This is a genomic window from Nocardia sp. NPDC004068, from assembly GCF_042874315.1.
Taxonomy (GTDB): Bacteria; Actinomycetota; Actinomycetes; order Mycobacteriales; family Mycobacteriaceae; genus Nocardia.
On sequence record NZ_JBIAMW010000001.1, the window covers coordinates 495,500 to 521,671 of the forward strand.

The window sequence follows — 26,172 nt, forward strand, 5'->3', positions numbered from 1 at the left end:
CGAATTCCTTCTCTCTGGTGCGTGTGGGAGATGATCGTCACCGATCAGTGGCTCAAGATCTTGCCCAAGAAATCCTTGGCGCGCTCCGAACTCGGTGCGGTGAAGAAGGTTTCGGGCTCGGCGTCCTCGACGATCTGACCGTCGGCCATGAACAGCACCCGGTCCCCGGCGCGGCGGGCGAAGCCCATCTCGTGGGTCACCACGAGCATGGTCATGCCGTCCTTGGCCAGCTGGACCATCACCTCGAGCACCTCGTTGACCATCTCCGGATCCAGCGCGGAGGTGGGCTCGTCGAACAGCATGACCTTCGGGTTCATCGCCAGCGCCCGCGCGATCGCGACGCGCTGCTGCTGGCCGCCCGACAACTGCGCCGGATACTTCTCGGCCTGGTCGGCGATGCCGACGCGTTCGAGCAACCGCATCGCCGTCTCGCGCGCCTGCTTCTTATCGATGCGGCGCACCTTGATCGGCGCCAACATGACGTTCTCCAGAATCGTCTTGTGCGCGAACAGGTTGAACTGCTGGAACACCATGCCGACATCGGCGCGGAGTTTGGCCAGCGCGCGGCCCTCCGCGGGGAGTTCCACGCCGTCGACGGCGATCGTGCCGGAGTCGATCGGCTCGAGCCGATTGATGGTGCGGCACAGCGTCGATTTGCCGGAACCGGAGGGCCCCAGCACGATCACCACCTGCCCCTTGGGCACCTCGAGATTGATGTCCCGCAGCACGTGCAGAGCGCCGAAGTGCTTGTCCACCTTGCGCATCGCGATCATCGGCGGTGCGGCGGCGGTCGCGGTCGGGCTCACAGCGGTGTCGGTGCCGGGTGTCGCGTCGGCAGCATCGGTCATGGGGACGACCTTAAGGCGAAAATGCGGACAATGCGCAACTTTGCGAAACGCGTCGAAGCAGCGCCGATAACGATTAACCGAACCTTGACATTGGTGATGGGTATCACCGCGGGTCCCGGACGGGGGTGGAAAAGCGCTTCCGGGCAACCGATACCCTGGACGGGTGAATTCTGCTGTGCGGCTCGAGGAAGGTTCGGCGATCGCGGGGCCGGCGCGCACCTACGAGGTCCGCACCTACGGCTGTCAGATGAACGTACACGACTCCGAGCGCCTGTCCGGCCTGCTCGAGGACGCGGGTTACGTCAAGGCCGATCCCGGCGCGACCGCCGATCTGGTCGTGTTCAACACCTGCGCGGTGCGCGAGAACGCCGACAACAAGCTCTACGGCACGCTGGGTCATCTGGCCCCGATCAAGGCCGAGCGGCCCGGCATGCAGATCGCGGTCGGCGGCTGCCTGGCCCAGAAGGACCGCGACACCGTCGTGCGCAAGGCGCCCTGGGTGGACGTGGTGTTCGGCACCCACAACCTGGGTTCGCTGCCGGTGTTGCTCGAACGCGCCCGGCACAACGAACAGGCCCAGGTCGAGATCCTCGAATCGCTCGAGGCGTTCCCCTCCACGCTGCCCGCCCGGCGCGAGTCGGCCTACGCGGGCTGGGTCTCGATCTCGGTGGGCTGCAACAACACCTGCACGTTCTGCATCGTGCCCGCCCTGCGCGGCAAGGAGATCGACCGCCGCCCCGGCGATGTGCTCGCCGAGGTGCGGGCCCTGGTCGAACAGGGTGTGCTGGAGGTGACGCTGCTCGGGCAGAACGTGAACGCCTACGGGGTCAACTTCGCCGACCCGGACGACCCGCGCGACCGCGGCGCCTTCGCCCGGCTGCTGCGCGCCTGCGGCGATATCGAGGGACTCGAGCGGGTGCGCTTCACCTCGCCGCATCCGGCCGAGTTCACCGACGACGTGATCGAGGCGATGGCCGAGACCCCGAACGTCTGCCCGCAGCTGCACATGCCGTTGCAGTCGGGGTCTGACCGGGTGCTCAAGGCCATGCGGCGGTCCTACCGCAAGTCCCGCTACCTCGGCATCATCGACAAGGTCCGGGCGGCCATGCCGCACGCGGCGATCACCACCGACATCATCGTCGGCTTCCCGGGCGAGACCGAGGAGGACTTCCAGGAGACCCTCGACGTGGTCCGGCGGGCGCGGTTCACCAGCGCGTTCACCTTCCAGTACTCGATCCGGCCGGGCACCCCGGCGGCGACCATGCCCGATCAGGTGCCCAAGGAGGTCGTGCGGGAACGCTACAACCGGCTCGTCGCATTGCAGGAGGAGATCTCGCTCGACGCCAATCGCGCGCTGCTCGGCCGCGAGGTCGAACTGCTGGTCGCCGAGGGCGCGGGCAAGAAGAACGCCGCGACCGCGCGCATGAGCGGCCGCGCGCGCGACGGCCGCCTGGTGCATTTCCGCCCGCCCGCGGACAACACGATCCGGCCCGGCGACATCGTCACGGTCGAGATCACCGGCGCCGCACCGCATCACCTCATCGCCGACGCGCCGATCCGCACCCATCGCCGCACCCGCGCGGGCGACGCGCACGAGCGCGGCAGCACGCCCAAGACCGCGCCCATCGGTGTGGGACTGGGCATTCCGCGCATCGGCGCGCCCGAGCCCGTCGCGGTCGCGGCGTCGGCGTGCGGCTGCGACGCATGAGCACGCGACGACGGAGGCGGTGACCGGCGATGGCCGACGACGACAAAAGCCAAGGGGCACAAGGCGATCCGAACGAGGAGCAGATGAATCCGGCCGAGACGCGAACCTTCGAGCAGTACCACGACGAACTGGAGGCGGTCGAGCGCCGGATCGCGGGGGAGATCGATCCCGGCCACCGCGCGATGGTGGTGGCGGGCGCGGTGTTCGTGCTGTTGCTGTCGCTGGTGCTGCCGCACGCGGGCGGGGCGCGCGGACTCGACGTGGTGCTCTACGACCACGCCGCCCAGGTCGAGCACATCGGCCTGCCCTCGCGCGTGTTCGGTTGGATCGTGGTCGTATTCGGCATCGGCTTCTCCTCGCTCGCCCTGCTCACCCGGCGCTGGGCGCTGGCCTGGATCGCGGTCGCCGGATCGGCCATCGGCAGCGTGTTCGGCGTGCTGTCGATCTGGCATCGGCAGACCCCCGGCCTGGGCGACTACCGCGGCGCCGGACCGGGCATCGGCCTGATCCTGGCGACGCTGGCGATCGTCGTGCTGACCTTCCACTGGATCAAGGTGGTGTGGAGCCGCACCACGCTGCACCTGCAAGCCGAGGAACAGCGCCGGGTCGCCGCCGCCGAGGCGGAGGAGAAGCACCGCCGGTGGCTGCGCGGGGAGACCGAGGAGTAGCTCAGCCCGCGCGGCGCAGCGCGACCACGGGAATGGTGCGGGAGGTCTTCGCCTCGTGATCGGCGAAGAACGGGTACAGCTCCTTGATCTGTCGCCAGACCCGTTCCCGTTCCTCGCCGCGCAGGGATTCGGCTGTGGCGGAATAGGTTTCGTCGCCGACTTCGACCGTGACGTTCGGATCGGCCGCCAGGTTCAGATACCAGTCCGGGTGCCGGGGCGCGCCGATATTCGACGCGATCACCAGCACCCGATCGCCGTCGGGATGGAACATCATGGGTGTGGTGTAGGGCCGACCCGACTTGCGGCCGGTGGTGGTGAGCAGCAGCAGGCGATCGCGGTGCATGCCCTCGATCTCCCCGCCCGCGCGGAACTGCTCGATCACCCGGCGATTGGTCTCGCGCACGTCCATGGCACTCCTCAGCGCTGACTGACCGCGCCCTCGGCGGCCTCGGCCCATTCCCGCCACTGCTTGGCCTGCTCGAGGGCTTTCTCGGCGTCGCGGGTGCGGCCCGCGGCCTGGGCCTTCGCGGCCTGTTCCTCGAATTGCGCCACGCGCTCGCGGAATTGGGCCGCGCGGGCCATGGCCTCGGGATCGGTGCGCCGCCACTGGGCGTCGGCGGCCTCGCGCACCCGCTTCTCGATCGAGCGCAGGCGGCCCTCGAGTTCCTGCATCCGCTCGCGCGGCACCTTGCCCAGCGCGTCCCACTTCTCCTGCAGCTCACGCAGAGTCGCGCGGGCGGAGTCGAGATCGGCGTCCGGATCGATGCGGTCGGCGTAGGCGCGCAGCAGTTCCTCCTTGGCCGCGGCGTTGTGCTCGAATTCGGCGTCGCGTTCGGAGGCGGCGGCGTTGCGGGCGGCGAAGAACACGTCCTGCGCGCTCTTGAAGCGCCGCCACAGCTGCTCGTCGGCCTCGCGCGGGGCCCGGCCCGCGGCCTTCCACTCGGCCAGCATGTCGCGGAAGGTCGCGGCCGTACCCGCCCAGTCGGTCGAGCCGGACAGCTCCTCCGCGCGCACGCAGAGTTCCTCCTTGCGCGTCTTGGCCGCGGCGCGTTCGCGATCGAGCTCGGCGAAGTGCGCGCCCCGGCGGCGGTTGAACGACTCGCGGGCCTTGGAGAAGCGCCGCCACAGCGCGTCGTCGACCTTGCGGTCCACGCCGCGGATCGTCTTCCACTCGTCGAGGATCTCGCGCAGCCGATCGCCCGCGACCTTCCACTGCGTGGACTCGGCCGCGATCTGCTCGGCCTCCGCGCAGAGCGCCTCCTTGCGCTCGGTCTGCTCGTGGCGGGTGCGCTCCTTCTCCTCCTTGGCGTGCGCGGCCGCCTCGTCGGAGTGTTCGATGATCGCCCGCAGCCGCTGGTGCAGGCCGTCGATATCGCCGATGACCGCCGCGGTCGGCAGCGAGTCGGCGAGCGCGATGGCGGCGTTCTTCGTCTTGCGCGCGTCGGTTCCGGCGGCGAGCCGGGCCTCGAGCAACGCGACCTCGGTGGCCAGATCGTCGAAGCGACGGCCGAAGTGGGCCAGGCCCTCGGCGGCGTCCCCGGCCTGCCACGACCCGATGATCCGCTCACCCTCGGCGGTCTTGACCCACGCGGTGCCGTCCTCGTCCACGCGACCCCAGCGGCTCGGATCGCTGACCGTCGGCACCACCACCGGATGCGGATGTTCCGCCGGGGCCGGGCCGGGAACAGGTTTGACCGCGTGCGGCTTGGGGGTATCAGGCTTACGGGACCCCGGTTTCGGGGCGCCCGGCTTGCGCGCGGGGCCGGGCGTCGGACGGGTCGCGGCGGAGTTGCTGGACCGCTGCGCCGTGCCGGTGTCCGCCTGGGTGGCCTTCTCGGTTCCGCTGTTCTCGGTCATCGCTCCTCGTCCCTGCCGCGCGTCACGGCTGCCTGGTTACGCCCTAGCTCATCCCATTCAACCAGCCAAGAGGCAGATTTGCCGTGTCTTGTCGCCGGTGGCGTGACGGAACCGGTTGCTGGGATCGGTGAAATATACCGGGAAGTGCGGCGATACGGGTTGCGGATTCGATGGCGAGCGGGCTTTCCGGAGCGGGTCGTGACCGGGCCGTAGCCTGGGAAAACTGATCGGTCGACCATCTTGTGGCGGGCTCGGAACACGACGTTTGCCCAATTGTTACGGGTGGTGGGGGAGGGGAACTTTCGGGCGTTCGGAGGGGTCGCGGCCGGTCCGGGGTGATATCGCGATTGCGGCGGTAGCGGATCGATTGCCCTCACCCCTTTCCTTCCATTCGGAGCCGTCGACTCGTCGGACGTGAATCGGCTTGCGGGGCAACGTGGTTCGAGCCGCTCTTCGAGAGCCGACCGGTCGGTGCGAACGCCCCGGCTCCGCGTTCGGCGCGCCCGCTACGGTTGACCCTGTGTTCCGTCTCGCCGTGCTGATCCCCTCGCCGCCCGTGCTGGTCCCCGAACTCTGCGGCGGGGACCCCACGGCGGATCCGGACCACGCGGCGGCGGGCGTGCCCGAGCTGCGCGCGGCCGTGCTCTCGGCCGCGGGCACGCTCGCGGCGGAGGCCGAGCACTGGACGATCGTGGGCACCGGGGAACGCGCGCGGGCTCTCGGGCCCGACTCCGCGGGCACCTTCCGGGGCTTCGGCGCCGACGTGCGGGTGGGATTGTCCGAATCCGCCCTGGCCGGTTCCGAATTCGACCCCGAACTGCCCCTCGCCGCGCTGATCGGCGGCTGGATCCGCGGCCGGGTCGCTCCCGGTGCGACGGCCGACGCCCGGATCCTCGCGGCCGACACACCCATCGAGACATGCCTCGGCCAAGGCGCGGCGCTGCGCGCGGAACTGGACGCCCGCCCCGAGAAGTGCGGCGTGCTCGTCGTCGCCGACGGCGCGGCCACCCTGTCCCTCGCCGCCCCCGGCTATCTGCACCCCCGCGCGGGGGAGGTGCAACAGGGCATCGACCGAGCGCTCTCGGCCGGGGACCGGGAGGCGTTGGCGGCGTTGGACGCGGACCTGTGCGCCGAACTCGACGTCTCCGGCCGCGCCGCCCACCAGCTCCTCGCGGGCCTGTTCGGATCGGCGCCCCGGGTCGAAACACTCTACAGCGCAGCACCTTTCGGCGTCGGATATCACGTGAGCGTCTGGCGCCCGGGCGGCGACGCGTGACCACGCCCGTCGCGGTGATCGGCCCGACCGCCACCGGGAAATCCGATCTGGCCCTGGATCTGGCGCAGCGCCTGAACGGCGAGATCGTCAATATCGACGCGATGCAGCTCTACCGCGGCATGGACATCGGCACCGCCAAACTGCCCCTCGCACAACGCCGCGGCATCCCGCACCACCAGCTCGACGTCCTCGACGTCACCGAGACCGCCACCGTCGCCGCCTACCAGACCGCCGCCCGCGCCGACGTCGAGGCGATCCTCGCCCGGGGCCGCACCCCGGTCATCGTCGGCGGCTCGATGATGTATGTCCAAGCGCTGCTGGACGATTGGGACTTCCCCGCCACCGACCCGGACGTCCGCGCGAAATGGGAGACCCTGCTCGCCGAGCGGGGCGTGGCCGCGGTGCACGCCGCGCTGCGGGCCGCCGATCCGGTCGCCGCCGAGACCATCCTGCCCACCGACGGCCGCCGCATGGTGCGCGCGCTCGAGGTGGTGGAGCTGACCGGCCGCCCGTTCGCCGCGTCCCAGCCCGGCCGCGGCCGCCCGCGCTGGGACGCGCTGATCCTCGGCGTCGACCGCGACACCGCCGAACTCGACGCCCGCATCGAGGCCCGCACCGCGAAGATGTTCGCCGACGGACTCGTCGACGAGGTGCGCGCGCTGATCGACCGCGGCCTGCGCGATGGGCAGACCGCGCGCCGCGCCATCGGATACGCACAAGTCCTCGCCTACCTCGACAACGAATACGACCTGACACATGCGCGGGAGCGCACCCTCATCGGCACCCGCCGCTACGTGCGACGGCAACGGTCCTGGTTCCGCCGCGATCCTCGGGTGCGATGGGTCGACGGCGCCGATCCCCGGCTGGCGGAGACGGCGCTGGCGCTGGTGCGCGCCCACGCGCCCGGCGACGATCAGGAACGAATCCGGCAGTGACGACCCGTAACGCGACGGTCGGGGAGTGGCGGGCGCTGCTCACCCACCGCGCCGCCCGCCACCGCGACGGCCTCTTCCTCGTGCACGGCCGCGCCGCCCTCACCGCGGCCGTCGCGAACGACTGGCCGATCGAGGCCCTGCTGTACCGCCTCGGTACGCCCGAACTGCCGCCTGGGCGCGGGAGCTGCTCGACCGCTGGTCCGGGAGTTCCGCGAGCGGCAGGCCGCGCGCGGCACACCCACCCGCCTCGTCGGTGTCGTCGCCGCGCACGAGGAGCCCGCGGCGCGGCCGGTGTTCGAGCACGACTTCTCGGATGCGACGATCATCGTGATCGGCGACGGGACGCCCTCGCCGCCCCGTGCGTCGCCTCGATCGCCCTGTACGAAATTCTGCGGCAGCGCCGGACGTTGTGAACGGGAGTCATGGACCGAGACATCGAATTCAGCAAGGGGCACGGCACCCAGAACGACTTCGTCGTGCTGCCCGATCCGGAGGCCGCCCTCGACCTGTCCGCGAATCGTGTTGCGGCCCTGTGTGATCGGCGACGCGGCCTCGGCGCGGACGGGGTGCTGCGGGTGGCGCGCGCCGACGCGCTGCTCCGGGCCGGGGTGCTGGCCGAACTGCCCGCGGGCGTCTCCGGCGACGACTGGTTCATGGACTACCGCAACGCCGACGGTTCCACCGCCGAGATGTGCGGCAACGGCGTGCGCGTCTTCGCGCACTACCTCGCCGCGCACGGCTGGGAGAAGCGCCCCGAATTCGTCGTCGGCAGCCGCGCCGGGGCCCGGCCCGTCACCGTGCACGGCTACGACGGCGTGGCGGGCGATGTCACCGTCGCCATGGGCACGGTTCGCTCGCTGGGTGAGTCGACCGCCACCATCGGCGGCCGCGCGCTCTCCGGACTCGGCATCGATGTCGGCAATCCCCACCTGGCCTGCGTCGCCGCCGACCTCACCCCGGCCACGCTCGCGAATCTCGACCTGACGGTCCCGCCCGGCTACGACCCCGAACTCTTCGCCCAGGGCGTCAATATCGAGATCCTCACCCCCCTCGACGCCACCCGCTCGGTCGACATGCGCGTCTACGAACGCGGTGTCGGCGAAACCCGTTCCTGCGGAACGGGAACCGTCGCCGCCGCCAGCGCCGCCCTCGCCGCCGAGGGCTTCGACCTCGCCACCGACGAGGGCGAGGTGCGGGTCCGGGTGCCGGGCGGCGAGGTGACCGTCCGCCTCGCCGACGGCGCGGCCTGGCTGCGCGGCCCCTCGGCGCTCGTGGCCACCGGCCGGATCGCCGGCGAGTGGTGGGCAGGGCTCTGAGCGGCGTCCCCGCGCCACGCCGGAAATAACTCGCGTGCGTCCCGTCGTTGGAACGTGGGACCATGGAGGTGTATGAGGAAATCAGAGACGTACGAGTTCACGCCCATCGATGAACTCGATCACGAGGAGCGCGGCAACGGCTGGCAGCCGGAGCCGACGCTGGGGGAGTTCCAGCTGGACGAACGCAGCGCCTTGCGGCGCGTGGCGGGTCTGTCCACCGAACTCACCGATATCACCGAGGTCGAATACCGGCAGCTGCGCCTCGAGCGCGTCGTGCTCGTCGGTGTGTGGACCGAGGGCAGCGCGGCGCAGGCCGAGGCCAGCATGGCCGAACTCGCCGCCCTGGCCGAGACCGCGGGCTCGCAGGTGTTGGACGCGTTGATCCAGCGGCGCGACAAGCCCGATCCGGCCACCTACATCGGCTCGGGCAAGGCCGACGAACTGCGCGGCGTGGTGCTCGAAACCGGCGCCGACACCGTCATCTGCGACGGTGAACTGACCCCCGCGCAGCTGACCGCGCTGGAGAAGGTCGTCAAGGTGAAGGTCGTCGACCGCACCGCGCTCATTTTGGACATCTTCGCCCAGCACGCCACCTCGCGCGAGGGCAAGGCCCAGGTCTCGCTCGCCCAGATGGAGTACATGATGCCGCGCCTGCGCGGCTGGGGTGAGTCGATGTCCCGGCAGGCCGGTGGTCGCGCGGGCGGCAGCGGCGGCGGTGTGGGCCTGCGCGGACCCGGTGAGACCAAGATCGAAACCGATCGTCGCCGGATTCGCGAGCGCATGGCCAAGTTGCGCCGCGAGATCAAGGAGATGAAGACCGCCCGCGATACCAAGCGGGCCCGCCGCGACGCCAGCGGCATCCCCTCGGTCGCGATCGTCGGCTACACCAACGCGGGCAAGTCCAGCCTGATGAACGCGCTCACCGGCGCGGGTCTGCTGGTCCAGAACGCGCTGTTCGCCACCCTCGATCCGACCACCCGCCGGGCCGCGCTCGAGGACGGCCGCGAGGTCGTGTTCACCGACACGGTCGGCTTCGTCCGGCACCTGCCCACCCAGCTCGTCGAGGCGTTCCGGTCCACCCTGGAGGAGGTCACCGGCGCCGACCTGCTGCTGCACGTCGTCGACGGCTCCGACCCGCTGCCCGAACAGCAGATCAAGGCCGTGCGCGAGGTCGTCACCGACGTCCTGCGCGAATCCGACGCGCCCGCCCCGCCGGAACTGTTGGTGGTCAACAAGATCGACGCACTGCCCCCGACCGAACTGGCGCACCTGCGCGCCCAACTGCCCGCGATCTTCGTCTCCGCCCGCACCGGCCAGGGCCTGGACGAACTCCGCGACCGCCTCGCGGAATTCCTGAGCACCCTCGACATGGAGGTCAGCGTCCTCCTGCCCTACACCCGCGGCGACCTCCTCGCCCGAGTCCACTCCGACGGCCGCATCCTGGAGTCCACCCACGAGGAGGGCGGCACCCGAGTCCGAGCCCGGGTACCCCGGGCATTGGTCGGGCCGCTGTCGCAGTACGCGTTCGCGGGTAGCGACGGGGGACATCGGACCGACTGACCGTCGAGTCCGGCTCCCTCGCTGCGCTCGGGAACATGGGGGGTCCGTTCGCGAACAGGGTGGTCCCGCGTACCAAGCGGTATGTGTTCGCGGAACCAGGGCGTACCTGCTCATATAACGGGGCCCGTGGGTGCTCGTTAGGATGGCGGTTTCGGGAACGCTTGCAGGGAGGGTGCTCTTGTCCGGGAACGTGTCCATGCCCGCGCCGTTGAGTGACGGGGCGCCGATGCACATGTCGTGGGGGGATGTCGAACGGCTGGTGGCCGATGCGCTGGCGGCGCCGGTGCGGGCGTGGAACAGTCCGCGGTTTTACGGGCTGGACAACATTCCGGAGACGGGTCCGGTGCTGCTCGTCGGCAACCACACGCTGCTCGGCGGGATCGATGCGCCGCTGCTGGTGCACGAGATCTGGCTTCGCCGTGGACGTTTGGTGCGCGGATTGGCCGAGAACGTGCTCATGCGGCTCGGTCCGGTGCGCGCCTTCGTGCATCGGCTGGGCAGCGTGCGCGGCACCCGGGAGAACTGCCGCACCCTGCTGGCCAACGGGGAGGCGGTCATCGTCTTCCCCGGCGGCGGCCGGGAGGCCATGGGCCGCAAGGACGAGAAGTACGCGCTGCGCTGGGAGGGCCGAACGGGCTTCGCGCGCATGGCGATCGAGGCCGGGGTGCCCATCCTGCCGGTCGCGATGATCGGCGCCGACGACGTCTTCGATGTCGTCTTCGACGGCGATCATCCGCTCATGTGGCCGCTGCGCCGGACCGTCGAGGCGCTCGGCATCCGCCGCGAACTGACCCCGCCCCTCATGCGCGGCGTCGGCCCCACCTGGATCCCGCGCCCCGAGCGGTTCTACTACTCCATCGGCGAGGCCATCGAGACCACCCCCTGGCGCGACGCGCCCGATCTCGACGCGGCCGCCGCCGAATTGCAAACGGTGGTTCGCAAGGGGCTCGAGGAGGAGCTGCGCTTCCTGCTCGACGAACGCGACCGCGACTCCGGCCGCACCCTGTGGGGTCGCGTGCGGGCCGCGCTGCCCCGCTGAGGTTTACGGGGGTTCAGGTCCGCGTTCCTCGGCGAAGACCCCGAACCGGCAGAGGTGAGGACCGTTTTACGGGGTCTGAAGTGAACCACGATTCCCTTCCCGGTACCGTATGTGGCACAGGCTGTGTGCCGATGTGGTCACTAGGAGGTCAGCGTGGAGCGCACCCTTTTCGAACCCGAACACGAGCTGTTCCGGGAGTCGTTCCGTAAGTTTCTCGATCAGCACGTGGCGCCGCACCACGCGAAGTGGGAAGAGCAGGGCATCGTCGATCGGGACGTCTGGCTGGAGGCGGGCAAGCAGGGCTTCCTCGGCATGGCCGTGCCGGAGGAGTACGGCGGCGGGGGTGTGAAGGACTTCCGCTACAACGCGGTCGTCACCGAGGAGGTGACCCGCGCGCAGTACTCGGGCCTCGGCTTCGGACTGCACAACGACGTCATCGCGCCGTACCTGCTGGAGCTGGCGAACGAGGAGCAGAAGCGGCGCTGGCTGCCCGGCTTCTGCGCCGGGGAGATCATCACCGCCATCGCCATGACCGAACCCGGCACCGGCTCGGACCTCCAGGGCATCAAGACCCGCGCCGTGCGCGACGGCGACGACTGGGTTCTCAACGGCGCCAAGACCTTCATCACCAACGGCATCAACTCCGACATCGTGATCGTGGTCGCCCAGACCGATCCGGCGAAGGGCGCGCTGGGCTTCTCGCTGCTGGTCGTCGAGCGCGGCATGCCCGGATTCGAGCGCGGCCGCAACCTGGACAAGATCGGCCTCAAGGCCCAGGACACCGCCGAGCTGAGCTTCACCGATGTCCGCGTCCCCGGCAAGAACCTGCTCGGCACCGAGGGCCAGGGCTTCATCCACCTGATGCAGAACCTCCCCCAGGAGCGCCTGTCCATCGCCGTCATGGCCGCCGCCGCCATGGAGGGCTGCCTGGACATGACGATGCAGTACGTCCGCGACCGCAAGGCGTTCGGCAAACCCATTGGCGCCCAACAGAACACCCGCTTCGTCCTGGCGGAGCTCGCCACCAAGACCACCGCCGTCCGCGTCTTCGTCGACCGCTGCATCGAACTCCTCAACCAGGAGAAGCTCACCGCCGAAGAGGCCGCCATGGCCAAATGGTGGAGCACCGAGGAACAACTCGACCTCATCTCCCGCTGCCTCCAACTCCACGGCGGCTACGGCTACATGCGCGAATACCCCATCGCCAAGGCCTACATGGACGCCCGAGTCCAAACCATCTACGGCGGCACCACCGAAATCATGAAGGAAATCATCGGCCGCTCCCTGAAACTCGCCTGACACCCCCAGGTCTACGAACCCAGCCGCACCCTTTATTCGAATCCGCACCCCTCGTAGAGCCCTGCAAGGGGTGCGTTTGCGAATAAAGGGTGCGGCTGGGGTGCCTTACCAGCGGAGCATGGGGGCGGGGTGGAGAGGGTGGCGGAGGGCGTGGTGGAGGAGGCCCCTCGTGAGCCAGCGGTGGAAGCCTCGGTAGGGGAGGGCTTCGGTGACGGCTCGGACGGCGGGGCGGGGGAGTCCGGCTCGCAGGACGCCTCGGGAGACGTCGACGAGGTCGGCGCGGCGGAAGGTCTCCGCCTCGCGGTCGGGGACCGGGCGCAGCGAATGGTGCTGGAGCACCAGGGTTTTCGCGTGTGCCGGGTCGTCGATGCCGACCTCGGCGGCCAGCTCGTCGAGCAGGGCCGCCGACGGGCCCAGGTAGTCGAACGTGCCCGCCGTCCAGATGCCCAGATCGTGCACCGTCCACGCCAGCGCCGCCTGCTCGGACACCGGGTGCCCGAGCAGCAGCGTCTGGTAGTTCAGGCACCGCAGCACATGGTTGCGGTAGACCGGGGCGTCGTCGGCGAGCGCGTCGGCGTAGCGGGGCAGGATCCCATCGACCACCAGGTGTTCGGTGAGTACCGTGCCCATGGCTCAGACGCTGAACGCGAAGGTCGCGGGCGGGGCGTCGTCGCCGGTCTTCCCGTCGTAGCTCAGGACGTAATTGCCGGTTCCGGGCGCGTCGACCACGAACACCGCGTAGTTCCCGGGCTTGTCGATGGTCTGATTCTTCTCCGGCAGTTCGTTGACCGGGCTGCGGTCGTCGGCGACCAGCGACTGCCCGTCGGGGGTCTTCACGCTGAAGAAGTTCTGGAACACATTGATCCCGCCCGCCGGAACACCCGGCCCGCCAACGACTTTCACATGCAGCGCGAGCTCGTACTTGCCGCGTTCGCCGTGCACGTAGCTGGGGGAGAGCTTCCCGCCGGTAATCTCGATCGTGATCTGCCCCTGGGCCAGCTTGCCGGAGATCGGCAGCACCCGCGGCTGCACGCTGTCCACCTTGCCCGCGGCGGCGAGCGGGATCTTGGTCTGGTTGTCGGACGACTGCCCGTACACCACGGTGATCGAATCCAGTACCTGATCCACGTTCGCCCCGGACTTCAGCGAGGTGGTCACCGTCCCGGTGGCCGTGCCCTTCCCGGGCACGGTCGGCGTATCGAAGATGGCGCCGCTGTCGGTCCGGTCCCCGACCTGGAGGAAACCGTTGTCCACGGTCTTGTTCTCGGTGCCGGTGTTCTTGTAGGTGATGTCGATGACCAGCCGCGCCCCGCCCAGCTGATCGGTGACGGTCGCCTTGTTCACCGTGATGTCGAAGCCCTCGAACCACCCCGTCTTGCCGATCGTCCGCACCGGCTGCCCCGCGCTCGGCGAGCCGCTGGCGGGCGCGCCCGCGACGCTGCTCGGCGCCGACAGCGACGATGACGCCGCCTTACCCTTCACATCGTCGTCGTTGCATCCGGTGACGAGCAGTGCGGTCATCCCCAGCACCGCCGAGGCGGCGACCGCCGTCACAACCCGCGAACCCCGTGTATTCGATCGCACAATTCCTCCTGAAGTCCCCGCCAAAGCGCGGGTCGCACAGGTGAATCCGTGTGCGCCGAACTCACGTTAACCGTTGCGCGCGGTTCGCGGGCCGCTTGTCTTCCCCCCTGAACCCGCCCGCCGCGCGTCCCTGCCCCCCGCATCGTGACGATCGGGCACCGCCCCCAGCGATTCGACCGCAACCGAACGGGTACCTCCCGATCGAAGTGGGTGACCGCTGCCCGCGTATCGGATGGAGGATTTCGGATGACGGTCGACGTCGCACCGGTGACACTGGCGCTGCCCACCCCGCGCGGCGAACTGTCCGAGGCGGTGACGGACCTGCTCCGCGGCGCCACCGACCATGTGGATGTGCCTGTGGCCCAGGCGGATCCGTACGGCGAGGATCTGCACCTGGCCCTGCACACCTGCTACGAACTGCACTACCAGGGATTCACCGGCGTCGATCCCGATCTGGAGTGGGATCCGCGGCTGCTGACCTGGCGCGCCCGGCTCGAGCGGCGCTTCCTCGACGCCCTGCGCGCGGACGTCGCGGGCGGCGCCGACCTCGAGGCCGAACTGGGGCAACTGCTCGTCGAGCCGATCGAGGCCACCGGCGTCGGCGCGTTCCTGCGCGACGAGGGCGAGTGGTGGCACATGCGCGAGTACTTCGCGCACCGCTCGATCTACCACCTCAAGGAGGCCGACCCCTACGCGTGGGCGATCCCGCGCCTGCGCGGCCAGGCCAAGGCCGCCCTCGTCGCCGTCGAATTCGACGAGTACGGCGGCGGGCGCGGCGACCGCGTGCACGCGCGGCTGTTCGCGGATCTGCTCGACGGCGCCGGACTGAACTCGGACTACCTGCACTACCTCGACGTCGTCCCCGCGCCCATGCTGGCCCTGGTCAACATGATGTCGCTGTTCGGCCTGCACCGGCGCTGGCGCGGCGCGCTCGTCGGCCACTTCGCCACGGTCGAGATCACCTCCTCGCCCGCGTCGCGCCGCATGGCCGAGGCCCTGACCCGGCTCGACGCCGACCCGGCGTGCGTGTCGTTCTACACCGAGCACATCGAGGCCGACGCCGTCCACGAACAGATCATGCGCCGCGACGTCATCGCCGACCTGCTCACCCGCGAACCCGACCTCACCGAATCCGTCGTCCTCGGCATCCAGGTCACCAACCTGCTCGAGACCCGCATCGAACAGCATGTGCTGCACGACAGCTGGCGCTCCGGCAAGAGTTCCCTCCTAGCCCCTGGCCTGAATCACGACGGATAACTTCCGGCATTCGGGTTATCCGGGCGGTGTGATCATCTTTCGCCCACCGGGGGTTTACCGGCCACAGGACGACACCGAGCTGTTGATTCGGGCCATGACCACCGCACCCGTCCCCCGCGACGGCACGGTTCTGGAGGTCTGCACCGGTTCGGGCGCGGTGGCCATCGCGGCCGCGAAGGCGGGGGCCGGGCGGGTGGTGGCCGTCGACGTCTCCCGCCGAGCCGCCGTCGCCGCCCACCTCAACAGCCTCCTGCACCGGGCCCCGATCGAGGTGCGCCGCGGCGACTTCACCGAGGTGGTCACGGAACCGGGGTTCGATATGGTCCTCGCGAACCCGCCGTACGTCCCGTCTCCCTACGGATTACCGGACTCCGGTCCCGAAAGGGCTTGGGACGCGGGCGCGGACGGCCGCATCGTGCTGGATCGACTCTGCTTGATGATGCCGCGACTGCTGAACCATCGCGGGGTGGCGCTGATCGTCCACTCGGGCGTCTGCGACACCGGCCTGACCTTGGGTCTGCTGCGCGCGGGCGGCCTCAAGGCGGCCGAAGTGGCTCGCGCCACAGTCCCTTTCGGGCCGGTCATGCACGAGCGCGCGTCCTGGCTGGAATGCGCCGGTCTCATCGAGCCCGGTCAGCGTCACGAGGAATTGGTGGTGATTCGTGCCGATCGAACCCAACCGTGAGCCCCGCCGGATCGTACTGACCAAGGACGGGCCCGCTCTGATCGAGGGGCCGGTCGAACTGGTCACCGAGGACGGAACGGTCGTCACCTCCGATCGTTTCGTCGTCGCGTTGTGCCAGTGCAAGCGGTCGAAGCGTTTTCCTTTGTGCGACACCTCGCACCGAAAGCGCCGGCGACCGGACTGAGCGGCGATCGGGTGTCTACACTGACGCGGTTGCCACCCGGTCTAGGGTGGGAAGTAGCCGGCTCATATCCTTCGGCAAGGGAGCAGATGGAGATCACACAGGTGCTGCGGTCGGCACGTCGGCGAGACTGCTTCGAGAACCCGCCGACGTATCGGCAGGCCGCGTTCGGCGACCTGCCCGCGATCGCGCGGATCGAGCACGAGGTCTTCGACGAGCCCTACCGCTATCTCATGTTGCGACAACTCTTCGACCTGCACGGCTCGGCGTGGGTCGTCTGCGAGTTGAACGGCACCATCATCGGATACGCGTTGAGCCTCGAAAAGGACCGTCGCGCACTGCTGTTCACATTCGCGATGTCCCCCGAGTTCCGGCACAGAGGCTACGCGAAGGCTTTGCTCGAGGAGGCGCTGGATCGCAGCCGACGGCTCGGCGCCGAGGTCGAATACCTCACGGTACGGCCGGACAACGAGACCGCGGTCAGATTGTTCGAGGCGGCCGGATTCATCCGGACGAAAGAGGACGAGAGCTATTTCGGCGAGGGCGAACCGCGCTATCTGTACGAATTGCCGCTCGGCCGCCCCTGATCTCGACACCGCAGCCCCGCCATGGCCGACATCTCCCCCTTCGTCTCGTCGGCCTCCACGCGCATCGCCCGTCGCGCCTCCGCTCACGCCGCCGAGGTCGACCGCGCCGCCGACCCCGAACGAGATCTGGTGGACGCCTTCACCACTCGCGTGGAGGAGATCCTGGCGGACTACGATCCCCCGAGCACGCGCCGCGAGGCGGGTGGTCTGGTCTTCGAGCATCTGTACGCGGCCGCGCGTCGGCCGCTGCGGGACGAAGAGGGTTGGCGGGTACCGAGTTCCGTGTTCATGGCCCTGCTGGCCGCCGAGGTCGAGTTCCGGGGACCGGTGCGGCTGAGCGCGATTCAGCACACCCTGCTGGCCGAGGTGTACGAGCGTCTCGGCGGACAGCTGACGAGATTCGCCCTACCGGCGCACGCCGCGCTCGCCTTCCGCCGCGCGGCCGCCCTGTACCGGCTCGGCGAGGACGTCGACGCGGAGGATCGCTGCGGGCTGGAACTCGCGAAGGCGCGCACGCGCTCGCACCCGCCGGGCTGGCGACGCTGGACGGGGCGTCTGTCGTACATCTCGTGCGGCTACGGCTACCGTCCGTTCTGGCTGCTCGGCTGGGTCGCCGTCCAACTGATACTGTTCATCACCTTCGGTTTCGCCCTGTCCGGCAACGGGTCTCATACCCAGGCCCTGTTCATCTCCGTCACCAGCTTCCTGAACCCCCCGGGCTTCGGCGACATCGAGAACCTGCCCCGCGCGTCCCGCTGGCTCTACGCGATCGAACCCTGGGCCGGGGTGGTCTCCATGTCGGTCTTCTTCGCCCTACTCGTCCGCAAATGGTTCCGGCTGTGATCACCAGTCTGTGTCGAACGCCTTGTGCCGCAACGTGTCCAGCATCGCCACCGATACGTTGTCGCGCAATCGGTCGGTCAATGTCGTCCATTGCCGGGAGAAGCCGGGTTCGGTCTGCAACTCCTTCCACAGTGCGCGCATCGACTGGGGCGTATGCGCGCCGGGCATCCACAGCCCGGTGACGTGCTGGAGCAGCGGCCCGAGGATGTCGAGGCGCTCCCGGCTGGCCCCGCCGAACCGATCGGCCTCCTCGAACGCCGCGGCCATGATGGTCAGCAGCCAGTCGTGGGCCGCGAGATCCTCGCAGAAGCGTTGCGCCGCATCGAGATCCGACTCCTCACGCAGGATCAGCCGCACGGTTCGGGTGGTGTCGTCGTCCAAACGCAGTTGCACCGTCGGGCCGACCTGACCGCGGACGCGCGCGATCCAGCGCAGCCGGGTGCCGCCCGCGTGGATCGGCGGCGACTGGTCCAGCCGCTCGTCGGCCCGGACCCGGCCCAGCAGCCGCTCGCTGATCGACGCCATGTCCAGCACTTCCGGTCGATCGCCGCCGACGAGATAGCCTTCGGCCAAGAGGATTTCGGCGGTGGCGCGCTCGGGCAGGCGGCTGATCACCTCCGTCACACCCTTCTGGCTGATGTAGTGCGACCAGGTCTGGCGACGGCGTTCGCCCGCGCGCACCACGCGGGTCCGGGCCGAGGACTGCAACACCCGACCGCCCACCAGCACCACGCGGGTGGCGACCGTGCCGACGATCCGCGCCGCGTCCTCACCCATCGGCAGGTCGCAGTCCACGCCGACGGCGACCGTAGGCGAAATCGCCAGCGTGCCCGGTCTTTCCCGCCAGCGCACCTCCCGGCCGGGCATCAGCGTCAACAACTCCCTGGCCTCGTCACGGGTGAGCGCGCCCGCCGTCGGCAGCAGGCAGGTGCGCACCTCGCCGAGCACGACCAGGGGCGCGGTGGATACCATGGGCTAGGATCCGTCCAGTAACAGGTGGGACAGCCGCTCGGATACCTTGTGGGACACCGTGATCGGGACTGCCTCCGCCGCCCCGCAGCTGACGATCTGGGCGATCACATCGTCGTCGAGATCCAGATGGTCGAGGATCACCCGTACCGCGTGCTCGATCCCGAGGTAGCGCTTGGGCAGCATCGACAACGTCTGGTAGGCCGCGAAGGGCTCCGCGGCCGGATTGAGTTGCACGACCGGCGGCACATCGTGCCATCGTTTCGGCCACGGGTCACCGGACCGCCACTGGTACGGATCCACCACGGGCGCGCCGTGGAACCGCAACATGCCCAGCCGCAACAGCTGCCACACGGCCGCCAGGAACGGGCACGACCAGCGAATCACCGTTCCGTCCTCGGTCGTGCGGACGCTCCACAACTGCACATCGAGGAAGATCGAATGCTCCCGGCAGCCGAATTCCTCCGGCGGCCGGAACGTCCGGTTGCGCATGGCCTGCGCCGATTCGCCCTCCGAGGACCGGCGGCCGTTGCACAACCACCCCGACTCCGCCGTGGGCGGCCGACTGCCGGTATCGGGCGGGGCGGGTTCGGCCACGATGCGCGCGGCCACCATGTCCGCCACCGGGATCGGTTCCCCCACGGGCACCCCGTCGGCGAAGGCCGAACTCCGGCAGCAGCCGGATTCCCGTGCCAGATAGTCGATTCCGAGCCCGGCCCGCTCCGCCGCGGCCAGCAGTTCGGTGAGCGCCTCGGCGGCGTCGGTCGCGGGTTGGAAGTAGTCGTCGAGCAGATAGCAGGTGCTGACCCGCGCGCCGGGGCCGAACCGGATGCGGGCGGACTCGACGAACGCGGTGATCAACGGGCCGATGCGCCGGAACTCCGCCTCCACGTGTTCGGCGTCGTCCACGATGTCGTTGAGCGAGAAATGCCCCACCTCGATCGACAGGTGCGACATCGGCACCGCCGCGATCCACGGCTGCTCGGTCGCCTCGGCGTAGGTCTGCGAATCCCGCATCACAGCCTTTCCCAGGTGGCGTTGTCGGTGAGGCGCCGGGCGAGTTCGGCGTAGGCGCGCGCGGTGGCCTCGTTGGCGATCTTGTTGTTCACGTCGAAGTCGAGCACGATCTGCTCTCGCCACTGCAGCACCGGTTCGATGGGGGTCACCCCGAGTACCGTGATCGTGCCGAGGTGATTGGCCGACGCCAGACGTTTCAGGATGGCGTCCTGTTCGCGGATCCAGGTGTCTTGCGGGGCCTGCAGCGCGAGACGGTTCGCGGCGTCGGCCTCCGCCCGCCCGGCGGGTTCCGCGCCGGTCTCGGCCACCGCGGTGCGCACGTAGCGCAGCGAGTCCAGCAGGGCGTCCTTGTCGTGTCCGGCGGCCACGCCGGTGTCGAGCAGTCCGTGCGCGCCGTGCACCAGACCCGCGGCGGCCAGGATGTGCTGGCGGGTCCATCGATGGAAGATCAGCCAGCGGGCGACACGGTGCCGCAACTGCGGCATGGCCGTGGTCTTCAACGCGATCTCCAGGGCCACCGACCGGCCCGCGCTGAGATCGACGATCACCACCTTGAATTCCTGTTCCAACCCGACCAGCAGTTCCGCGCACCGGGTCACCACGGCGTTGTCGCAGGTCAGGAATTCGGCCCCGCCCTCGTCCCCGGGCACCAGCACCAATCTGCCCGCGCGCGGACCGATCCGGCGCAGCTGCGGGCGGTCGGTCGCCGATCCGACGTCCACGCGGTGCGCGGTGCCGCTCTCGCCGAGCAGGTACGAGTGCACCCCGCGATTGCCCGGTACACCGCGCTCCACGGCGCTGATCTCGAAAAGCGCTCCGGCGGTGGGTGATCCGAAGTCGAAGTCGACATAGGCGACGTTCAGCCCGGCCAGGCACAGGCGGTAGGCGATATTGCAGCTGGTCACCGAGCGCCCGGTGCCGCCCTTGTCGGAGGTGGAGAAGATCAGCACTAGATCGACCTCCCGCGTCGGGCGTCCTGCCGCGCGTACGCCAGCTCGTCCAGATCGGTGAGGGCGCGGGTGGCGAGGCTGAAGGCGGTGCCCGGCCGTTCCGACAACTGCGAGCGGGCCCGATCGAGCGACTGCGCGATCCGGTTGAGCGCGGTCCACTTCGGCGACAGGTAGTCGTCGCTGATCAGCAGTCGTTCCTGATTGTGCAGATGCTCTGCCTCACTGAGCAATTCGACCGCGCGCTGCATCATGGTCTGCGGCGCCAGCGGCGGTTCCCGGAAACTCGCGTAGGCGAGCACCAGGCATTCCATCACCCGCTCGGTCATGAACCAGGACGGCAGTTCGCGCGCGAAGCCCGCCTCGCCCAGCACGCCGCTGGTATCGTCCCACAGCCCCGCCGCCGGACCGTGCCGCAGCATGCGCTTGTCGAGATGTTCCATCGCCGATTCCGCCAGCGCCATGAGCTGATCGCGGGTGGCGACCGTGGTGCGCAACTGCGCGGCCTGGATGGTGCGCTTGAGCATCATGGTGACGAAATCCGGTACGTACCAGATGATTCGGGGTCCACCCGTGATTGCCTCACTCCCGGCCAGCCGGATCCGCACGCCCGGGTGATGCAGGCGCGCCGCGGCGTCCTGACCGGTCAACCGGCTGATCACCCGCGCCCGACGCGCCAGCTGATCGAAGACCGCGACCGTTCGCGCCAGATCGTCGGTGCTCTCCCGCACGACCAGATCCTGAATCAACATGGCCGCCACCGCGAGACTGAAGTACTCGGATTCGTCCCCGTCGGAGGTGCGCCACGGAATGTCCTCCAGCGGCCACCGGCCCGTGCCGAAGCGCGCGATGGTCGACCAGTACCGCTCGGTCAGTTCCAGCCGCAGCTGCAACGCGTCGGCCAGCGTCCGCTGCGTCTCGTCGAGCAGGTCGAGTTCTCGAATGCGTTGCGAGGACAGATCTCTGATGCCGTCGAGCGCGACCGTTGTGAAGTACAGATAGGGGCGGGAGGCGGCATGACCGAGGGCGTCGCCCACATGATTGCCGACGTTCTCGATCGGTTCGGCGCGATCGAATATGCCCCAGCTCCAACCGCATTCGAACAACCGCAGATCGTCGGCCACATCCGCCTCGGCGGTCTTGCCCAGCTGAACTTCGTTGGCCGCCTGCACCCGCAGCCGCTCCAACCGTCTCGACAGCGCGGCGGTGAGTTCCTCGTCGGCGGCGTCACTCTGGTTGATCATGCCCAGGATGTTCTGGCCCGCATCCGATTTCGGGTCCGGGGTATGGATCACGAAGCTGCGCACCAACCCCGTCATGGCGGCGGTGAGCCGGACCCGGATGCCTTCCTCCACCGCGTCGATGCGAGGTTCGAGCTGCTTGGCCTCACGGCGAACCTCACCGGAGACGAACCGCCGGAACCCGCGCAGGAAGCGCAGCGCGGAAATGCACAGGCTCAACGACATCGAGTAGGCGTCGACGATCTCGATGTCGTACTGTCGATCGGTGAGCACCGCGTCGTCATCGGCCCGCAGGTACCCGTGCGCGCCGAAATCCGGCTCCCCGTCGGCCTCGGTGTAGCGGGCCACGTAGTCCTCGAGCAGGCCGACCAGCATACCGCCGATGCGGGTGCGTTCTCCGAAGGGGGCCAACGCCTGTTCGACGTCGGTGGCGATGTCGTCGGGCCGGTCGAGCGCGAACGCGTCGATCTCGGTCGCCGGATACAGCAGGCACAGCAGCTGTTCCGCGTCGCTGATGGAATTGCTGCCGTCGCGGCCGCCCCAATGCCATTCGCCGCCGACGTAACTGTAATCCAGCACAGCCCGCCAGAGATCGAGCAGTTGCTGTCGTGGCCGAATCCGCATGGCTCACCTCGCCCCCGTGTCCGGCGCTTCGCCGGAGGTCACCTCTAAAGTGTGCCCGCCCTACGCGCGCCGGTCACCCGGTTCGCCAAGATGAAATACTCACCACCACCGCAGGATCGGCCCCAACCGCCGCTCCAGTTCCGGCGCCACCGACCGCGCGTAACTCGCCGTCAGATGATGTTCGTCGTGATACACCAGCACATTCCCCACCACCACCGGACAAACATCGTTGTCGCAGAACGCGTCCGTGAGATCGAGGGGAAACACATTGGGAAACGCCGCGGCCGGGGCCGCCGCCGGGTCGACCGGGGCCAGCGCGTCGGAGCGACGCATACCGCAGCCGGTGGCGGTGCCGCCGTCGGCCAGGCAGTCGATGGCGCGGTAGCGAACCCCGTTGCGGCGCAACCACGGTGTGTCGCGGATGGCGAGGACGTCGAGGCCGCGTTCGGACAGGGCCGACCACACGTCGAGGTAGTCGTTGGGGGTTTCGTCGCCGCCCGCGTCGGCCGGTCGGGTCGCGGTGGTGAAGACCCAGTCTGGGCGTTCGGCGGCGAGCAGGTCGATCACCTCGCGGGACCAGTCGCGGCAGTCGGGGTTGGGTTCGCCCTTGTAGCTGACCTCCTCGGCGAGGGTGAGCGGGCAACCCATCTTCAGGTGGACCAGCAGGCGGAAGCCGTGGCGTTCGGCCAGGGTCTGTAGCGCGGGCATCCAGTGTTCGGCATGGGAATTGCCGACGACGGCGAGGGTGCGGGCGGCGGTGGTGTCACCGTAGACGCAGGTGATCACGGCGCGGGTGTTCCAGTCGGCGATGCAGCCGTCGCGGGTGGGCGCGGGGAGTTCCGCGGGAGCGTCGTAGACCGTGGGTCGCATGGGCGCCGGTGGGGTGGGCAGGCCCTCGGTCAGCGCGAGCGCGCCGGGATAGGACGACGGGTTCAGATTCTGCGTGGGCCGTGGGGGATTGGCCTGCAACACGACGTGCCAGGCCACCACCGCGGTCACCAGCGCCATCCCGGTGGCGGTCACCAGCACGCCGACCGCGCGGCGGTAGCACACCGCCGCGCGCCGGATGACGGTGTCGCGCAACGGTTGTTCGACGAGTCGATGGGTGAGGTACGCCAGCGCGAGCGAGGCCGCGCACACTCCGAGTCCGGTGGTGAGCCCGGCCCGCGGCGCGCCCGTCTCGGCCAGCACGAGCACCAGCAGCGGCCAGTGCCACAGGTACAGCGCGTAGGCCACCTCGCCCAGCAGGACCGGCGCGGCGGCCGACAGCAACCGATTGGGGACCGGCATCCGCTCCGGTTCCGTATTCGCCCCGGACACGATCAGTGCCAGGGCCGCGCCCACCGGCAGCAGCGCCGCCGGACCGGGGAACACGTGCACCCCGTCGAAGATCACCCCGCACAACAGCACTCCGGCGAGTCCGGCCGCGGCCAGCACCGCCCGCGTCAGGCGCGGCGGCGACAGATACGGCGCGACGAGCGCCAGCCCGGCCCCGGCCAGCAATTCCCATGCGCGCGCGGCACTGTCGTAGTAGTTCCAGCCCTGATGCACCGAAACACCGTGCGCCGCATAGCCGAACGACGTCGCCGCCCCGGCGACGATCACCGCGCCGAGCAGCGGCCGGATCGCGCTGGGCTGCCGCAGGATTCGGCACAGCAGCGCGATCGCCGCCAGCGTCAGCAGCGCCGCGACATAGAACTGCCCCTGCACCGCCATCGACCACAGGTGCTGGAGCGGGCTCACCGACGGATCCGCCGCCAGATAGTCCGTCCAGGTCAGCGCCAACTGCCAATTCTGGTAGTACAGCAGCGATGCCAGCGTCTGCCGCGCCAGCTCCGACCACTGCGTCACCGGCCGCAGCAGCACGGTCGCGCCGACCACCGCCGCCAGCACGACCACCAGCGCGGGCAGCAGCCGCCGCGCCAGCCGTCGCAGGGTGGCGGGGACCGAGATCGTCTCGGCGCGGCGCAGCAGGGATCCGGTGAAGAAGAACCCGGACAACACGAGGAAGACGTCGACGCCGCCCGACACCCGCCCGACCCAGACGTGGAAGACCACGACGAGGCCGATCGCGATGCCGCGCAAGCCGTCCAGATCGCGGCGGTAGCCGCCGGTCCGCGCGCCGGCGGCGGCCGCGATCGTCGCGGTATCGGTCACCATCGCGGCGCGATCACCCGCGATGGGTGGCACGAATCGTCGACCGTCGGATGAACAGCGAGTGGATGCGGCACGACATCTCTTTATCACGCAAACGTCGCATGCCGCTCATCGGCGTCCCGTCGGCGTGGCGTGCCGGACCCGGCGACGGGCTTGTGGTCGCGTACGAAGGATCGGCGCCGCGCTACGTGAGATTCACCGAATGCTCACCAGCGGGCCTGTCGAGGGCTTAAAGTTGTTGACCGACAACGGAGTTGGCAGTTCGTCGAATTCGCGGTTGCGCACCCCGTCGTGGAAGGCGTCGAGTTCGTCCTGGTCGAAGACCAGTTCCACACCGGGCGTGGGTTGCGTTGTGGCGGCACGGAACACGTACATCCCGTCGGCGCGGCGGGTGACCGTCAGCGGGCAGGCCGGGGCACGACCCTCCCGCACCCCGGCCTGATAGGCGTCGAACTGCTCGTCGGTGAACAGCAGCAACTCGCCGAGCGGCAGCTCGGTGGCGGGAGTGATGCGATCGGTGGCGCGCTTGTCGTCCCAAACCGCGGTCCAGCCCTGCTTGCGCGCGACGCGGACGCAGTTCTGGTTGGGCGAGCTGGCGCGTGCCTTGTGGAATTCGCCCGCGGTGAAGGTCGGTAGCAGCGTCATTGGTGTTGCCTTTCTACGGAGTAAAGCTCCAGGCGCGCGGGGACGGACGCCCACGCGCCTGCGCGTCGCCTATGGCTTGTAGCCGACGGCGGCGAAATTACACGGCCGTGCCGGATCCTGGGAATCCACCGGTTCGGTGGGCCGCCAATCGGGCGCGTGCACCAGGCCGGGCTCGACGAGCTCGAAACCGTCGAAGAACGCTGCGAATTCGTCGCGAGAACGACTGATGGCCGGATCGGACGTCTGTTTGTACAGTTCCGTGAGCGCCAGTATCCGGTCCTTGACCTCCGCCGACGCCTCGCTCAGCGACGCGTGGCTCATCGCCACATAGCTTCCCGCGGGCAGCCGGTCGCGCAACTGCGCCATCAGTTCGTAGGGCCGATCGCTGTCGGGCACGAACGGCCACACGCTCACCAGCAGGAGCCCGATCGGGGCGTCGAAGTCGAGCAGGCGGCGGGTCTCGGCGTGCTCGAGGATCAGGTCCGGGCAGCGCAGATCGGCCTCGACCACCGCGGTGGTGTCCAGGGCGTGCTGCCCCTCGAGCAGGTCCTGGGCGCGGGTGACGGCCTCGAGATCGTTGTCCACGTAGACCACCCGGCTCTCCGGGGCCGTCTCCCGGGCCACCTCGTGCGTGTTGCCGACCGTCGGCAGCCCGGAGCCGATGTCGAGGAACTGCCGAATCCCTTGCGCCACCATGAATCTCGTGGCCCGCTGGAGGAAGCCGCGATTATGGCGGGCCCAGACGTCGGCGTAGGGGAAGGTCCGGAAGATCTTCTCGCCGAATGCCTTGTCGACCTCGAAGACCGCCTCACCCGACAGGTAGTAGTGATACATCCGGGCCGCCGAGGGACGCCCGGCGTCGATCGCGCGTGACCGGAATTCCTGGTCGCTCATTGCCCTTGCCCCTTTTCATCCCTGCGTCACCGGGT

Annotated in this window: 26 protein-coding genes; 14 read left to right on the forward strand and 12 right to left on the reverse strand. The window is 69.4% G+C overall.

What is annotated here, in order from left to right; genetic code table 11:
- Window positions 1–44: 44 nt before the first annotated feature.
- A complete protein-coding gene (locus ACFYTQ_RS02360) occupies window positions 45–773 on the reverse strand; it encodes an amino acid ABC transporter ATP-binding protein (protein ID WP_387357005.1) in 729 nt (242 codons plus the stop codon).
- Between the two features lie 238 nt (window positions 774–1,011).
- Here ACFYTQ_RS02360 and miaB point away from each other — a divergent pair, with 238 nt between their 5' ends.
- Window positions 1,012–2,556, forward strand: coding sequence for a tRNA (N6-isopentenyl adenosine(37)-C2)-methylthiotransferase MiaB (gene miaB, locus ACFYTQ_RS02365; protein WP_387356394.1), 1,545 nt, complete (start codon window positions 1,012–1,014; stop codon window positions 2,554–2,556).
- Window positions 2,557–2,585: 29 nt separating this feature from the next.
- Window positions 2,586–3,224, forward strand: a complete 639-nt coding sequence (locus tag ACFYTQ_RS02370) for a hypothetical protein (RefSeq protein ID WP_387356396.1) — start codon at window positions 2,586–2,588, stop codon at window positions 3,222–3,224.
- A 1-nt stretch (window position 3,225) separates the two neighbouring features.
- Here ACFYTQ_RS02370 and ACFYTQ_RS02375 read toward each other — a convergent pair whose 3' ends face one another.
- Entirely contained in the window at window positions 3,226–3,633 is a 408-nt protein-coding gene (locus ACFYTQ_RS02375) for a nitroreductase family deazaflavin-dependent oxidoreductase (RefSeq protein WP_387356398.1), read from the reverse strand.
- 8 nt (window positions 3,634–3,641) lie between these two features.
- Entirely contained in the window at window positions 3,642–5,081 is a 1,440-nt protein-coding gene (locus tag ACFYTQ_RS02380; protein WP_387356400.1) for a DUF349 domain-containing protein, read from the reverse strand.
- Between the two features lie 520 nt (window positions 5,082–5,601).
- Here ACFYTQ_RS02380 and ACFYTQ_RS02385 point away from each other — a divergent pair.
- The 7 genes from ACFYTQ_RS02385 (at window position 5,602) to ACFYTQ_RS02415 (ending at window position 12,506) form a co-directional block, all read left to right on the forward strand.
- The gene (locus tag ACFYTQ_RS02385) at window positions 5,602–6,357 is read left to right on the forward strand and encodes a hypothetical protein (RefSeq protein ID WP_387356401.1); all 756 of its coding nucleotides are present in this window, start codon (window positions 5,602–5,604) and stop codon (window positions 6,355–6,357) included.
- Window positions 6,354–7,292, forward strand: coding sequence for a tRNA (adenosine(37)-N6)-dimethylallyltransferase MiaA (gene miaA / locus ACFYTQ_RS02390; protein ID WP_387356402.1), 939 nt, complete (start codon window positions 6,354–6,356; stop codon window positions 7,290–7,292). Before ACFYTQ_RS02385 ends, miaA begins: the two co-directional genes overlap by 4 nt.
- Window positions 7,289–7,705, forward strand: a complete 417-nt coding sequence (locus ACFYTQ_RS02395; protein ID WP_387356404.1) for a hypothetical protein — start codon at window positions 7,289–7,291, stop codon at window positions 7,703–7,705. Before miaA ends, ACFYTQ_RS02395 begins: the two co-directional genes overlap by 4 nt.
- Before the next feature lie 21 nt (window positions 7,706–7,726).
- Entirely contained in the window at window positions 7,727–8,608 is an 882-nt protein-coding gene (gene dapF / locus ACFYTQ_RS02400) for a diaminopimelate epimerase (protein ID WP_387357007.1), read from the forward strand.
- Between the two features lie 72 nt (window positions 8,609–8,680).
- Window positions 8,681–10,168, forward strand: coding sequence for a GTPase HflX (hflX, locus tag ACFYTQ_RS02405; RefSeq protein ID WP_387356406.1), 1,488 nt, complete (start codon window positions 8,681–8,683; stop codon window positions 10,166–10,168).
- A gap of 178 nt (window positions 10,169–10,346) precedes the next feature.
- Entirely contained in the window at window positions 10,347–11,207 is an 861-nt protein-coding gene (locus ACFYTQ_RS02410) for a lysophospholipid acyltransferase family protein (protein ID WP_387356408.1), read from the forward strand.
- Window positions 11,208–11,360: 153 nt separating this feature from the next.
- Window positions 11,361–12,506 (forward strand): acyl-CoA dehydrogenase family protein, encoded by a 1,146-nt coding sequence (locus ACFYTQ_RS02415; RefSeq protein WP_387356409.1) that lies wholly within the window; start codon window positions 11,361–11,363, stop codon window positions 12,504–12,506.
- Between the two features lie 105 nt (window positions 12,507–12,611).
- On the opposite strand, the gene ACFYTQ_RS02420 is transcribed toward ACFYTQ_RS02415, so the two are convergent.
- Window positions 12,612–13,136, reverse strand: a complete 525-nt coding sequence (locus ACFYTQ_RS02420; RefSeq protein ID WP_387356411.1) for a hypothetical protein — start codon at window positions 13,134–13,136, stop codon at window positions 12,612–12,614.
- 3 nt (window positions 13,137–13,139) lie between these two features.
- Window positions 13,140–14,090, reverse strand: a complete 951-nt coding sequence (locus tag ACFYTQ_RS02425; protein WP_387356413.1) for a hypothetical protein — start codon at window positions 14,088–14,090, stop codon at window positions 13,140–13,142.
- Between the two features lie 246 nt (window positions 14,091–14,336).
- On the opposite strand from ACFYTQ_RS02425, the gene ACFYTQ_RS02430 reads away from it, so the two are divergent.
- From ACFYTQ_RS02430 to ACFYTQ_RS02450, 5 genes are all read left to right on the forward strand, one after another.
- A complete protein-coding gene (locus ACFYTQ_RS02430; protein ID WP_387356414.1) occupies window positions 14,337–15,347 on the forward strand; it encodes an iron-containing redox enzyme family protein in 1,011 nt (336 codons plus the stop codon).
- A 28-nt stretch (window positions 15,348–15,375) separates the two neighbouring features.
- Complete coding sequence (locus tag ACFYTQ_RS02435; RefSeq protein WP_387356416.1) at window positions 15,376–16,032, forward strand: HemK2/MTQ2 family protein methyltransferase; 657 nt, start codon at window positions 15,376–15,378, stop codon at window positions 16,030–16,032.
- Window positions 16,010–16,216, forward strand: a complete 207-nt coding sequence (locus ACFYTQ_RS02440; RefSeq protein WP_387356417.1) for a CDGSH iron-sulfur domain-containing protein — start codon at window positions 16,010–16,012, stop codon at window positions 16,214–16,216. The genes ACFYTQ_RS02435 and ACFYTQ_RS02440 overlap by 23 nt, the downstream gene beginning before the upstream one ends.
- 86 nt (window positions 16,217–16,302) lie before the next feature.
- A complete protein-coding gene (locus ACFYTQ_RS02445) occupies window positions 16,303–16,800 on the forward strand; it encodes a GNAT family N-acetyltransferase (RefSeq protein ID WP_387356419.1) in 498 nt (165 codons plus the stop codon).
- Between the two features lie 21 nt (window positions 16,801–16,821).
- Window positions 16,822–17,643, forward strand: coding sequence for a hypothetical protein (locus tag ACFYTQ_RS02450; protein ID WP_387356421.1), 822 nt, complete (start codon window positions 16,822–16,824; stop codon window positions 17,641–17,643).
- Here ACFYTQ_RS02450 and ACFYTQ_RS02455 read toward each other — a convergent pair whose 3' ends face one another.
- The 7 genes from ACFYTQ_RS02455 to ACFYTQ_RS02485 form a co-directional block, all read right to left on the reverse strand.
- Window positions 17,644–18,615: an SCO2521 family protein gene (locus ACFYTQ_RS02455; RefSeq protein ID WP_387356423.1), complete on the reverse strand. Its 972-nt coding sequence runs from the start codon at window positions 18,613–18,615 to the stop codon at window positions 17,644–17,646.
- A gap of 3 nt (window positions 18,616–18,618) precedes the next feature.
- A complete protein-coding gene (locus tag ACFYTQ_RS02460; RefSeq protein WP_387356425.1) occupies window positions 18,619–19,629 on the reverse strand; it encodes an SCO2522 family protein in 1,011 nt (336 codons plus the stop codon).
- Window positions 19,629–20,579 (reverse strand): SCO2523 family variant P-loop protein, encoded by a 951-nt coding sequence (locus ACFYTQ_RS02465; protein WP_387356427.1) that lies wholly within the window; start codon window positions 20,577–20,579, stop codon window positions 19,629–19,631. The genes ACFYTQ_RS02460 and ACFYTQ_RS02465 overlap by 1 nt, the downstream gene beginning before the upstream one ends.
- Window positions 20,579–22,441: an SCO2524 family protein gene (locus tag ACFYTQ_RS02470; protein ID WP_387356429.1), complete on the reverse strand. Its 1,863-nt coding sequence runs from the start codon at window positions 22,439–22,441 to the stop codon at window positions 20,579–20,581. Before ACFYTQ_RS02470 ends, ACFYTQ_RS02465 begins: the two co-directional genes overlap by 1 nt.
- Window positions 22,442–22,540: 99 nt before the next feature.
- Window positions 22,541–24,601, reverse strand: coding sequence for an acyltransferase family protein (locus ACFYTQ_RS02475; protein WP_387357009.1), 2,061 nt, complete (start codon window positions 24,599–24,601; stop codon window positions 22,541–22,543).
- Between the two features lie 192 nt (window positions 24,602–24,793).
- Complete coding sequence (locus ACFYTQ_RS02480; RefSeq protein ID WP_387356431.1) at window positions 24,794–25,243, reverse strand: hypothetical protein; 450 nt, start codon at window positions 25,241–25,243, stop codon at window positions 24,794–24,796.
- Between the two features lie 69 nt (window positions 25,244–25,312).
- Window positions 25,313–26,137, reverse strand: coding sequence for an SAM-dependent methyltransferase (locus ACFYTQ_RS02485; protein ID WP_387356433.1), 825 nt, complete (start codon window positions 26,135–26,137; stop codon window positions 25,313–25,315).
- Window positions 26,138–26,172: the final 35 nt, after the last annotated feature.